Genomic DNA, 10,942 nt, shown 5'->3' with positions numbered 1-10,942 from the left:
GGGTCGAGTGAGCGGGCGGGGGCCCGTGACCCGAGGGGGCGTTCCGTGTCTTTCATCCGTTCCGGTTCCGTCGCCGCGCTGCTGGCGCTGGCGGTCCTGCCTTCGACGTCCGTCGCCGCCGAGGGCGATCGCGTGGGCTTCGCCTCCCGGCCCAGGCAGGCCGAGATCAAGGCCGCGTTCCCGGCCGGCGCAACCGTCACCGGCGAGGTCGAGGTCGAGTGCGTTGTCGCCGACAAGGGCGCCCTGGCCGAGTGCAAGGTGCTGAGCGAGTACCCGATGAACCGGGGCTTCGGCGACGCGGCCCTCGGCCTTTCCGATCGCTACAAGGCCAAGCTGAAGGACGAGGCGGGCGCCTCCAGCGTCGGCCGCAAGATTTCCTACTCGCTCGACTTCCTGGCGCCGGGCGACGCCAATCCCGACTGGATGCGCAAGCCGACCGCCGAGGAGATGGCCGGCGTGTTCCCGGTGGCGGCGGTGAAGGCCGGCGTCGACGGCCGCGCCAGCATCCGGTGCCGGGTGACCGTCGAGGGCTTCCTGGACCGCTGCAAGGTGCTGTCGGAGACGCCGCCTGGCATGGGCTTCGGCCCCGCGGCCCTGGCGCTGTCGCCGCAGTTCCGGATGAGCCCCAAGATTCGCGGCGGCCAGAAGGTGGAGAGCGAGATCAGCCTGCCCATCGCCTGGGCGGGCATCGCCGACGGCGGGTTCGCGCCGCTGGGCAAGAAACGGTTGATCATCGATCCGCCGTGGAAGTCCGCCCCGAGCCTGGCCCAGGTCGAGGCCGCCTGGCCCAAGGGCGCCGAGGGGCTCGACACCGGCCAGGCGGCGATCCGCTGTCGGCTTAAGGGCGACGGCGGCCTGCAGAGCTGCGACGTGATCTCGGAAATCCCCAAGGGCAAGGGCTTCGGCAAGGCGGCCGAGGCGCTGGCCGAGCATTTCGTCGTCTCGCTGGCGCCGGGCGACGCCAAGGTCGCCAACCTGGTGCAGGTCGACGTGCCGGTGCGCTTTCGCGCGCCGGGCGCGGGCGGTCGGCAGCTGACCAAGCCGCGCTGGATCCAGATGGCCCAGGCCGAGGCCGTGGCCCTGGCCTTCCCGCAGGCGGCGCGCAAGGCGGGCGTGCGCAACGGTCTGGGCGTCGTCTCGTGCATGGTGACCGCCGAGGGCCGCCTGACCGACTGCCAGGCCGTGCGCGAGGACCCGGTCGGCCTCGACTTCGCCGCCTCGGCCATGATCGTGGCGGGCACCATGCGCATGAACCCTTGGACCACCGAGGGCGAGCCGGTGGACGCCCAGCGCATCCGCCTGCCGATCCGCTTCGAGGACGCGCCGGAAGAGCAACAGGCGGAGGAAACGCCGGCCGCGCCGGCGGCTCCGGCCAAGCCCTGAGCGACGGAAAAGGCCCCGCTTTACAACCGGCGTTCGCCCAAATGAGGCGAGATCGCCCTTAAGGCGCCCCATGCTGGACCTGTGGACGGTTTACAGGCAAAAGCACGTCCGCTCGTGAGACGGACGTGATCCTTCTGGCGAGCCCTGGGAACCTCAGGGCCCATCAGAGGCTTGGTTCCTGGTGAGTAAAAGCGCCCTCCCCGACGCGGATACTTTTTGAGCATGACCTTGAAGAAGACCATAGCCCTGGGCCTTGGCCTGGGAAGCTGCAGCCTCGTGGTCGCCGGCGTGCTGGCGACCGGCGTCCTGGCCCCGCCGCCCGCGCCCGACACCATGACGAGCGAGCCGATCGAGCTGCGCGCGCCGCTCGCGCCCGCCGAGCAGGGCGCACCGCTGCCCAAGCAATACGTGGTTTGAAGGTTTGAGCCGTTGACGCGCCATGCGTCCTTCGAGGCTCCCCTTCGGGTCGCTCCTCAGGATGAGGACGTTGTTGCCCTGACCTCCTCATCCTGAGGCGCCCGCGCAGCGGGCCTCGAAGGACGTAGGATCTTTCCGCTAAGGCTTCGACTTCGCCGGTTCGCCCTCTTCGGGCGCCGGCGCCGGTTCCGGAGCGCCGGCCAGGGTCAGGTCGAACACCGAGCCGCCGGGACCCGTCTCCACCAGCGCCAGGTCGCCGCCGTGGCCCTGGGCCAGCTCGCGGGCGATGGCCAGGCCAAGGCCCGTGCCGCCGCGGCGCACCGACCCCACGAACGGCTGGAACAGGTTGGCCCGCGCCCGGGCCGGCACGCCGGGGCCGTCGTCCGACAGCCTGAGGTGGCTCATGCCGTCCGCGCGCCGCAGTTCCACGAACACCCGGCCCTTGCCGCTGCGATCGGGCGTCCCCTCGATGGCCTCGCGGGCGTTGCGCAGCAGGTTGGTGAGGATGCGGTGCAGCTGGTCGGGATCGGCCTGCACCTGCTCGCGGGCGTCGATCACCGTCTCGAGGGCCACGCCCTGCGGCGTCAGGCCCGAGTCCTCGGCCGCCATGTCCAGCGCCGCGCGCAGGGCCACGGTGCGGATCACCGGCGCGGGCTCCTTGGACTTGCCGTAGGCCATGACGTCGCTGGCCAGGGTGATGGCGCGGTCCAGCGCCCGCTCCAGGCGGGGAAGCGCCTGGGCCACCTTGGGATCGCCCAGCGCGGCCAGGCGGTCGGACGCCATCTGGGCGCTGGTCAGCATGTTGCGCAGGTCGTGATTGATCTTGGCCACCGCCTCGCCCAGGGCCGCCAGGCGGGCCTTGGCCTGCAGGGCGGTGCGCAGGTCGGTCTGCATGGCGTCGAGCTCGGCCTCGGCGCGGCCGATCTCGTCGCGGCGGCGCGAGACGACGACCCGGGCCAGCGGATCCTCCGGATCGGCGCGGAACCGCTCCATGGCCTTGGTGATGCGCTGCATCGGCCGCACCAGCAGGAAGTTCAGCGACAGGTAGATCAGGCCGCCGGCCATGCCCGCGGCGAACAGGGTCACGCCCGCCAGCCGCCAGAAGTTGGCGATCAGGTGGGCCTTCAGCGGGGCGTCGGGCAGCACGATCTCGACGAACTCGGCCTCCTGGCGGAAGCGGGGCTCGGCCATGACGCGCACCAGGCTGCCGGGTTTGCTCTTCAGGGTGAAGAACGGGGCGGCCAGCCACGAGCCGGGGTTCTGGCCGCGCAGGTCGACGAGGTAGGGCTGCTCGATGGCGCGCGGCTCGGTGGGCAGCACCAGGCGGCGCGCGCCGTCGACCTGCAGGGCCACGATGACCACGCCGGCCTGGTCGAGCAGGCGCTGGGAGACCTGGTCGGTGACCCGGCGCTCGGGATCGGCGTCGGCGATGGTCGAGGCCAGTTCGGCGGCCCGCACGCGGTCGAGCAGCCACTGCTTCTCGAGGTCGGCCAGGGCCGGCGGCAGGATGAAGGCGCCGGCCAGGAACACGAACAGGGCGGTCAGCAGCAGCAGGCGCGCCGACAGGCCGCCGGGCCACGGAAGGCGTCTTCCGGGCGGCTTGTCGGGAGCGGCGGGCGGCGTGACCGGTTCGGCCATTCGTCTGGGTTACTTCACGTCGGCGACGGGGGCAACGCGGCGCCTGCGCGCGGCCTTCCAAAGCGGCGGGATCAGGGCCAGGACGCCCAGGCCGATGATCGGCATGTAGATGCGCGGCGAGGCCAGGGTCGCCAGGGTCACCGGATCGCCCTGCGCGAACAGGTGGCCCAGGCCCGAACCGATCCCGGCATAGACGAACGAGCTGGGCGCCATGCCCAGCACCGAGGCCAGCAGGTAGGTGCGCAAGGGAATCCGCATCAGGCCCGAGGCGACGTTGACCAGCAGCAGCGGAAAGGCCGGGATCAGCCGCAGGGTCAGCAGGTAGGAGAAGGCGTCGGCCTTGAAGCCCTCCTCGACGCGGGTCAGCAGGGCGCCCGGCCTGCGGCGCAGGAAGTCGCCGAAGGCGGTGCGGCAGGCCGCATAGACCACGGTCGAGCCGCCGGTCACGCCCATCAGGGCCAGGAAGCCGCCCCACGGCCCGAACAGGAAGCCGGCGCTGAGCGACAGGATCAGCGCCCCCGGCAGCGAGACCGACACCGTGGCGACGTAGATCAGCACATAGACCAGTGCGCACTGCAGCGGATGGTCGTGGGCGAAGGCCTGCAGGGCCTCGCCCTCGGCCTGCAGGGTCTCCAGCGACAGCTTGCCGGCCACGCCCGACGCCAGAGCCGCCACGAACAGCAGCGCCAGGACCGCCAGCGGTCCGAAGCGTCGCAGCCAGGCCAGGCTCTGGTCGGGGGTCATGCGGTTCCGATCGCGTCCGAGACGCTGGCGAAGCCCTCGGCCCGCAGCCGGGCGGCGAGGTCCTTCTTGATACGGACCACCAGGCCCGGGCCGCCGTAGACCAGGGCCGAATAGAGCTGAACCGCGCAGGCGCCGGCCTTGATCTTGGCCAGGGCGTCGGCGCCGCTGGCGATGCCGCCGGCCCCGATCAGGGCCGTGCGGCCCCTGGCGATGGCGTGAAACTCGCCCAGCACCCGGGTCGAGGCGACCCGCAGCGGCGCGCCCGACAGGCCGCCGCCCTCGCCCTTCTGCGCCGACTTGAGCGTGTCGGGGCGGGCGATGGTGGTGTTGGAGACGATGATGCCGTTCAGGCCGCTGGCCAGCACTGCCTCGACGATGGCCTCGACCTCGCCCTCCTCAAGGTCGGGCGCGACCTTGAGGAAGATCGGATAGTCGGCGCCGTCCTTATTCAGGCCCGCGCGGGCCTCGGCCAGGCGGCCCAGCAGTTCCTCGAGCGCGGCCTTGGTCTGCAGGGCGCGCAGGCCCGGCGTATTGGGCGAGGAGATGTTGACGGTGAAGTAGTCCGACAGGCCCCACAGGCGGGTGAGGCCCGTGACGTAGTCGCCGATGCGGTCGGTCGCGTCCTTGTTGGCCCCGATGTTGGCGCCGAACACGCCCAGGCGGTCGGCGTGAGCGTGCTTGCGGGCGGCCAGGCGCGCGGCGAAGGGTTCCAGCCCCTCGTTGTTGAAGCCCATGCGGTTGATCACCGCCTGGTCTTCGGTCAGGCGGAACAGGCGCGGGCGCGGATTGCCGGCCTGGGCCAGCGGCGTGACCGTGCCGGCCTCCACGAAGCCGAAGCCCGCGGCCAGCATGGCGTCGGGAACCTCGGCGTTCTTGTCGAAGCCGGCGGCCAGGCCCACGCAGTTGGCCAGCGGCAGGCCCGCGACGCTGGTGGCGAGGATCGGATCGTCGACGCCGCCGTCGCGGGGGCCAAGGCCCCACTTCAGGCCGCGGATCGCCCAGCCGTGGGCGTCTTCGGGGTCCAGTGCGCGCAGGGCGCGGGCGGCGATGTCGTGCAGGGCCATCAGGACAGGCCCAGTTGCGGCACGCCGTCGGCGTCGAGCGACAGCGGCTTTTCCGACACCGCTTCGGATGGATCGATGCTGCGGAAGAGGTGCGGGAACAGGGCTCCGCCGCGCGAGGCTTCCCACTTCAGGTCCGGGCCCAGGGCCTGAGCGTCGAAGCCAACCAGCAGCAGGTCTTCCTGGCCCTTGAAGTAGAGCGCGGCGGTCTCCTGGGCCTGGTCGGCGCCCGACAGGTGGATGTAGCCGTCGGCGTGGTCGATGGGCGCGCCGTCGAAGCGGCCGGCGGCCTTGGCCGCCTCCCAGAGGGCCTTGGGAAGGATCTTGTAGACCAGGGTCATTCGCCGCCGTGCCCGCCGTGTTCGGATGCGTAGAAGACGCGCGCCAGCCGCGGGGCGCCGGACGCGTCGATGTCGAAGACCGCCGCCGTGGCGGTGGGAAAGCGGCTGCGCAGCTTGGAAAGCTCGGCCGGGTCGGCGGCGCTTCCCATGGCCAGGCGCAGCGACAGGTCGTGCAGGCCCGGATTGTGGCCGACCACCATCACCGTGCCGGCCGGCGCGTCGGCCTCGCGCACGGCCGCCAGAACCTCCTGGGCCTCGGCGTGATAGAGATTGCGCTGGACGTCGGCGGTCGCGCCCGGGAAGGCGCCGGCGGCGGCTTCCCAGGTCTCGCGGGTGCGGCGGGCGGCCGAGACCAGAGCCAGGTCCGGCGCGAAGCCTTCCGACGCCAGCGCCGAAGCGATCAGCGCCACGTCCTGGCGGCCGCGCTCGGCCAGCGCGCGCTCGAAGTCGCCGCCCTGGGCGGCGTGCCGCTCGGCCTTGCCGTGGCGCATCAGGATCAGACGGTCCATGACGCCCTCCATAGAGCGGTTTCGTGACGGGGCAAATGGCTGGAAAAGCCGTCTTCGCCATCTCCTCATACGAGCCCGTCGCTCGGGCGCAAAGCGTATGGTTGACACCTTCGTCGACAGGCGGTCCAAGGCGACATGGCCGACCTTGATCTGGACGTTTCCGCGCCGCTCGGCGGCGGTGTCTGGCGCTTCCCCGCCGACCGGCCGTTGGTGCTGGATTCCGGCGCCAGGATCGGCGGCCTTGAGATCGCCTACCAGACCTACGGCTCGCTGAACGAGGACGGCACGAACGCCGTCCTGATCTGCCACGCCCTGACCGGCGACCAGTACGTGGCCTCCACCCATCCGGCCACCGGCAAGCCCGGCTGGTGGACGCGGCTGGTCGGTCCCGGCAAGCCGATCGATCCTGCCCGGCACTTCGTCATCTGCTCCAACGTGGTCGGCGGCTGCATGGGCTCGACGGGGCCGGCCTCGACCAATCCGGCGACGGGCCAGGCCTGGGGGCTGTCGTTCCCGATCATCACCATCGCCGACATGGTGCGGGCCCAGGCCATGCTGATCGACGCCCTGGGGGTCGACACGCTGCTGGCGGTGGTCGGCGGCTCGATGGGCGGCATGCAGGTGCAGCAATGGGCGGTCGACTATCCGCAGCGGGTGTTCAGCGCTGTCGTCGTGGCCTCGACCTCGCGCCACTCGGCCCAGAACATCGCCTTCCACGAGGTGGGACGCCAGGCGATCATGGCCGATCCCGAATGGCGCGGCGGGGCCTATGCGGCGCAAGGCTCGCGCCCGGAGAAGGGGCTGGCCGTGGCGCGGATGTCGGCCCACATCACCTATCTTTCCGAGCCGGCCCTGCAGCGCAAGTTCGGCCGCGAGCTGCAGCGCGACGGCCTGTCCTGGGGCTTCGACGCCGATTTCCAGGTCGAGAGCTACCTGCGCCACCAGGGCGCGGCGTTCGTCGACCGCTTCGACGCCAACTCCTATCTCTACATCACCCGGGCCATGGACTATTTCGACCTGGCCGCGCCGCACGGCGGGGTGCTGGCCAACGCCTTCAAGGCCGCGCGCGACGTGCGCTTCTGCGTGCTCAGCTTCACCAGCGACTGGCTGTATCCGAGCTCGGAGAGCCGCCACATCGTCCGCGCCCTCACTGCCGCCGGCTGTCGCGCCGCCTTCGCCGAGATCGACAGCGACAAGGGCCACGACGCCTTCCTGCTGGACGAACCGGTGATGGACGCGGCCTTGACGGGGTTCATGGCGTCGGTGGAACGCGAGCGGGGGATCGGGCGATGAGGGCGGCGTTCAAGGAACCTCCCCCTCTGGGGGAGGCGATCGCGCAGCGATCGGTGGGGGGAGGCTTGCGAAGAATCTACGCCGTGCCGGAAGCTGAAAACAGCCCCCCTCCGCCGCTTCGCGCCACCTCCCCCAGAGGGGGAGGATCCTGGTGATGATCCGCGAGGACTTCCGCGAGATCCTGCGTCTCGTCCGGCCGGGCGCGCGGGTGCTCGACGTCGGCTGCGGCGAGGGCGCACTCCTGGAGCTGTTGACCCGCGAGAAGGAGATCGACGGCCGCGGGCTGGAGATCAGCGCCCATGGCGTGGCCGCCTGCATGGCGCGAGGGCTGTCGGTGGTGCAGGGCGACGCCGACCAGGACCTCGATCATTTCCCCGACAAGACCTTCGACTACGCGGTGCTGTCCCAGACCCTGCAGGCGACGCGCAATCCGCGCCACGTGCTGGACGAGCTGCTGCGCATCGCCGACCGGGCGATCGTCTCGTTCCCCAATTTCGGCCACTGGCGGGTGCGCTGGTCGCTGATCAGCCGCGGCCGGATGCCCGAGACCAAGGCCCTGCCCATGCCCTGGTGGTCGACGCCGAACATCCACCTGTGCACCCTGGCCGACTTCATGGCCCTGACCGAGGACCTGGGCGTGCGCGTCGACGCCAGCGCCGCCTTCGCCGGAAATGGTCCGGCCCGGCCGATCGACCCGACCACGGCGCTGGAGAACTGGCGCTCGGAGACCTGTCTCTTCCTGCTCAGTCGCGGGGCGCCCGCGGAGCGTGTGGAACCGAGCGCCGTTTCAGGCGATCTTCTGATCCCATGAAGCTGCGGCTGATGACCTACAACGTCCACCGTTGCGTGGGCGGCGACCGCAGGCTCGACGTGGAACGCGTGGCCGAGGTGATCTCGGCCCACGAGCCCGACGTCGTGGCCCTGCAGGAGCTCGACGTCGGCCGGCTGCGCACCGGCCATGTCGACCAGGCCCATCGCTTGGCCGAACTCCTGAAGATGGGCTTCCACTTCCACCCGGCGATGACGGTGGAGGAGGAGCTCTATGGCGACGCCATCCTCACCCACCTGCCCGAGAAGCTGATCAAGTCCGGCCCGCTGCCGTTCTATCGCGCGGTGCCCGGGCTGGAGCCGCGCGGGGCGCTGTGGATCGAGGTGATGGTCGGCGATACCCCGGTGCAGATCATCAACACCCACCTTGGCCTGATCCCCCAGGAGCAGAAGCGCCAGGCCGCCGCCCTGATCAGCGAGGGCTGGATGGCGTCCGACCGCTGGAAGGCGCCGGGCGTGCTGCTGGGCGACTTCAACGCCACGCCCTATTCGGCCACCTATCGGATGCTGAAAGCCGCCGCCCGCGACGCCCAGAGCGTTTCGGCCGGCTGGGGCAAGGCCCCGACGGCGACCTTCCCGTCCAACTTCCCGTTCATGCGCATCGACCACGTGTTCCTGACCAAGGGCCTGAAGACGCTGAACGTCTTCTCGCCCTACGACGCCCTGGCGCGCGTGGCTTCGGACCATCTGCCGCTGGTGGTGGACCTGGAGATCGAGGAATAAGAACCCTCTCTCCATGAGAGAGGGATTCTAAAGCTGCAGGTGCTCCGGCGGCTGCGGCGGCGGGGCGGTCAGGCGGTGAAGGTCGTGCTTCAGGCGCTTGCGGCGGCCCCAGGGGCGCCAGGCGTCGTCGGGGGCGATGGCGTCGCCCAGGCTCCAGTCGGCGACGAACTTCTTCAGGCCCTTCAGCGGCGTGACCACCACCGGCTCCAGCCGGCGCGGGCCGGTCCTGCCGTCCAGCGCCTCGATGGCGGGGCCAAGGCCGCCATGCTCGATGAAGGCCTCCAGCACCGCCTCGGTCTCGACCCCCAGGAAGTGGCCGATCAGCCGGCCCAGGAACGCGGCGATGGCCAGGCGTTCGTCCTCGTCGCGGGCCTCGAAGCCGATGTCGCACTCGGTGTCGAGGCCGATCGAGCGGTTGTTGAGATTGGCCGAGCCCAGCCGCAGCACCCGGTCGTCGGCGATCGCCACCTTGGAGTGGACGATGATCGGCGCGCCCTTGGGCGTGCGGGCGCTGAAGGCGAAGAAGCGGCCGTGGACGTCGACCTCGCGCAGGCGGTTGATCGCCGCGGTGCGGGCGCTGTCCATGGTGATCTGGTCGAAATAGCTGGGGCTGCGGGCCGGGCCGACGGTGACCACCTCGGGCCCGTCGGGCTCGGCCAGACGCTCGGCCAGGGCTTCGACCACGATCGGCGAGGTCAGGTACTGGTTCTCGATATAGATCAGCCACCGGGCCGTGCGGATCGTCTCCAGGTGCAGCAGCAGGCACTCGTTGACCTCGGCGTCGCGGCGCCAGTGCGGCTGGGTGCGGGCGATGGCGATCGGCAGGCGGCGCAACTGCGGGGCCAGGTGCTCTGGCCAGGGCGTCGTCAGCGGGCGTTCGGGCGGATCCAGCGTCTCGCCGGTGGCCTTGCGCCAGCGTTCGGCGAACAGTTCGCCCAAGGCCGTGGCCACCGGGCCGTCGACCATGGCGGCGACCTCGTGGCGGGCCGGATAGTGGTGGCCGGTCGGCAGGCGCCGGCGCGGGTCGTTGTCGAGGTGGGCGGTGGTGTCCCAGCGGTCGACGCCGATGTCGCCGCCGCTGACCAGAGCCACCGAGCCGTCGACGACGACCACCTTCTGGTGGTGGCAGGCGCTGGCGGGCAGGGTGTTGTCCAGCCGGTACTTGACCTTGGAGCCGGCGAAGAAGGCCGCGCCGCGCTGCGGGCCGAACAGCTGCGAGGCGGCGATCGGGAACGGCATGTCCCAGGCCAGCACCCGCACGTCCAGCGCCGGGTTCAGCGCCGCCTGCCGACGCAGCAGAAGGCCGATGCGGTCGGCATGGACCGGGTCGCGGCTCTTCTTGACGCGGTCGGGATCGAGCCGGGTGAGCGGATCGAACACCCAGGCCAGGATCCAGATCGAGTGCTTGGCCGACAGCAGTATGGCCTTCAGGGCGTCGAAGGCCTCGTCGTTGTCGATGAACAGCGCCAGTCGTTCGGCGGCCTCGACCCTCCAGCAGGTGGAGCCGGGACAGAAGACGGTTTCGATTTCGGCCATGTCGCCCCTACGCCCGTACTGCTTCCGCAACGCGCGAGGCAGTGTAAGGCTCCGCTTGTGGCCGCGGCTTGTCCTGAATCATCCCGTCGCGAGCGCGGGATCAGCCGGCGATGGCGGCGGCGTCGCGCTCGCCCGTGCGGATGCGCAGGGCCTGCTCCAGGTCGAGGACGAAGACCTTGCCGTCGCCGATCTTGCCAGTGTTGGCCGTGCGCTGCAGGGCTTCGATCACCGCGTCGGCCACGTCGGTGGGCACGGCGATCTCCAGCTTGACCTTGGGCAGCAGCTTCACCTCGTACTCGGCGCCGCGATAGACCTCGGTCTTGCCCTTCTGGCGGCCGTAGCCGCGCACCTCGGTCACCGTCAGCCCCGACGCGCCCGCCTCGGTGACCGCCTCGAGCACGGCGTCCAGGCGGCTGGGCTTGATAACGGCGACGATCATCTTCATGGCGCGAATTCCCCTCTACGCGGC

12 protein-coding genes are annotated in these 10,942 nt (G+C 70.9%); 5 read left to right on the top strand and 7 right to left on the bottom strand.

Translation table 11 applies throughout. The features are described 5' to 3' along the window. Positions 1-45: 45 nt before the first annotated feature. Both C1707_RS04040 and C1707_RS04035 read left to right on the top strand, forming a co-directional pair. On the top strand, positions 46-1,383 hold the full coding sequence (locus C1707_RS04040) for an energy transducer TonB (RefSeq protein WP_101712821.1): 1,338 nt from the start codon (positions 46-48) through the stop codon (positions 1,381-1,383). 222 nt (positions 1,384-1,605) lie between these two features. Next, the gene (locus C1707_RS04035) at positions 1,606-1,800 is read left to right on the top strand and encodes a hypothetical protein (RefSeq protein ID WP_101712820.1); all 195 of its coding nucleotides are present in this window, start codon (positions 1,606-1,608) and stop codon (positions 1,798-1,800) included. A gap of 138 nt (positions 1,801-1,938) precedes the next feature. Here C1707_RS04035 and C1707_RS04030 read toward each other — a convergent pair whose 3' ends face one another. Genes C1707_RS04030 through C1707_RS04010 form a run of 5 tightly spaced genes read right to left on the bottom strand, consistent with a single transcriptional unit; the run spans position 1,939 to position 6,093 of the window. Further along, complete coding sequence (locus tag C1707_RS04030; RefSeq protein ID WP_101712819.1) at positions 1,939-3,438, bottom strand: sensor histidine kinase; 1,500 nt, start codon at positions 3,436-3,438, stop codon at positions 1,939-1,941. A 9-nt stretch (positions 3,439-3,447) separates the two neighbouring features. Then, positions 3,448-4,182, bottom strand: coding sequence for a TVP38/TMEM64 family protein (locus C1707_RS04025; RefSeq protein WP_101712818.1), 735 nt, complete (start codon positions 4,180-4,182; stop codon positions 3,448-3,450). Continuing rightward, on the bottom strand, positions 4,179-5,246 hold the full coding sequence (locus C1707_RS04020; RefSeq protein ID WP_101712817.1) for a quinone-dependent dihydroorotate dehydrogenase: 1,068 nt from the start codon (positions 5,244-5,246) through the stop codon (positions 4,179-4,181). The genes C1707_RS04025 and C1707_RS04020 overlap by 4 nt, the downstream gene beginning before the upstream one ends. Then, entirely contained in the window at positions 5,246-5,584 is a 339-nt protein-coding gene (locus tag C1707_RS04015; protein WP_101712816.1) for a DUF952 domain-containing protein, read from the bottom strand. Before C1707_RS04015 ends, C1707_RS04020 begins: the two co-directional genes overlap by 1 nt. After that, positions 5,581-6,093, bottom strand: a complete 513-nt coding sequence (locus tag C1707_RS04010; protein WP_101712830.1) for a SixA phosphatase family protein — start codon at positions 6,091-6,093, stop codon at positions 5,581-5,583. Before C1707_RS04010 ends, C1707_RS04015 begins: the two co-directional genes overlap by 4 nt. 135 nt (positions 6,094-6,228) lie before the next feature. Between C1707_RS04010 and metX the strand changes: the two genes are divergently transcribed. The 3 genes from metX to C1707_RS03995 all read left to right on the top strand — a co-directional run bounded on the left by metX (position 6,229) and on the right by C1707_RS03995 (position 8,937). Next, a complete protein-coding gene (gene metX, locus C1707_RS04005) occupies positions 6,229-7,386 on the top strand; it encodes a homoserine O-acetyltransferase MetX (RefSeq protein WP_101712815.1) in 1,158 nt (385 codons plus the stop codon). A 145-nt stretch (positions 7,387-7,531) separates the two neighbouring features. Further along, positions 7,532-8,197: a methionine biosynthesis protein MetW gene (gene metW / locus C1707_RS04000; protein WP_101712814.1), complete on the top strand. Its 666-nt coding sequence runs from the start codon at positions 7,532-7,534 to the stop codon at positions 8,195-8,197. Next, positions 8,194-8,937, top strand: coding sequence for an endonuclease/exonuclease/phosphatase family protein (locus C1707_RS03995; RefSeq protein ID WP_101712813.1), 744 nt, complete (start codon positions 8,194-8,196; stop codon positions 8,935-8,937). Before metW ends, C1707_RS03995 begins: the two co-directional genes overlap by 4 nt. 27 nt (positions 8,938-8,964) lie before the next feature. On the opposite strand, the gene C1707_RS03990 is transcribed toward C1707_RS03995, so the two are convergent. Together C1707_RS03990 and C1707_RS03985 are read right to left on the bottom strand one after the other, a co-directional pair. Further along, positions 8,965-10,473, bottom strand: a complete 1,509-nt coding sequence (locus tag C1707_RS03990; RefSeq protein ID WP_101712812.1) for a phospholipase D-like domain-containing protein — start codon at positions 10,471-10,473, stop codon at positions 8,965-8,967. Between the two features lie 100 nt (positions 10,474-10,573). Then, positions 10,574-10,918, bottom strand: coding sequence for a P-II family nitrogen regulator (locus C1707_RS03985; protein ID WP_058348648.1), 345 nt, complete (start codon positions 10,916-10,918; stop codon positions 10,574-10,576). Between the last annotated feature and the right edge of the window lie 24 nt (positions 10,919-10,942).

This window comes from Caulobacter flavus (assembly GCF_003722335.1).
Taxonomy (GTDB): Bacteria; Pseudomonadota; Alphaproteobacteria; order Caulobacterales; family Caulobacteraceae; genus Caulobacter; species Caulobacter flavus.
This window is presented reverse-complemented; position numbering and strand designations above follow the sequence as displayed.

What these genes read in the sequence shown, in the direction of transcription:
- C1707_RS04035 (WP_101712820.1), top strand. Translation starts at nt 1,606, where the DNA reads ATGACCTTGAAGAAGACCATAGCCCTGGGCCTTGGCCTGGGAAGCTGC.
- C1707_RS04030 (WP_101712819.1), bottom strand. Translation starts at nt 3,438, where the DNA reads ATGGCCGAACCGGTCACGCCGCCCGCCGCTCCCGACAAGCCGCCCGGA.
- C1707_RS04025 (WP_101712818.1), bottom strand. Translation starts at nt 4,182, where the DNA reads ATGACCCCCGACCAGAGCCTGGCCTGGCTGCGACGCTTCGGACCGCTG.
- C1707_RS04020 (WP_101712817.1), bottom strand. Translation starts at nt 5,246, where the DNA reads ATGGCCCTGCACGACATCGCCGCCCGCGCCCTGCGCGCACTGGACCCC.
- C1707_RS04015 (WP_101712816.1), bottom strand. Translation starts at nt 5,584, where the DNA reads ATGACCCTGGTCTACAAGATCCTTCCCAAGGCCCTCTGGGAGGCGGCC.
- C1707_RS04010 (WP_101712830.1), bottom strand. Translation starts at nt 6,093, where the DNA reads ATGGACCGTCTGATCCTGATGCGCCACGGCAAGGCCGAGCGGCACGCC.
- metX (WP_101712815.1), top strand. Translation starts at nt 6,229, where the DNA reads ATGGCCGACCTTGATCTGGACGTTTCCGCGCCGCTCGGCGGCGGTGTC.
- C1707_RS03995 (WP_101712813.1), top strand. Translation starts at nt 8,194, where the DNA reads ATGAAGCTGCGGCTGATGACCTACAACGTCCACCGTTGCGTGGGCGGC.
- C1707_RS03990 (WP_101712812.1), bottom strand. Translation starts at nt 10,473, where the DNA reads ATGGCCGAAATCGAAACCGTCTTCTGTCCCGGCTCCACCTGCTGGAGG.
- C1707_RS03985 (WP_058348648.1), bottom strand. Translation starts at nt 10,918, where the DNA reads ATGAAGATGATCGTCGCCGTTATCAAGCCCAGCCGCCTGGACGCCGTG.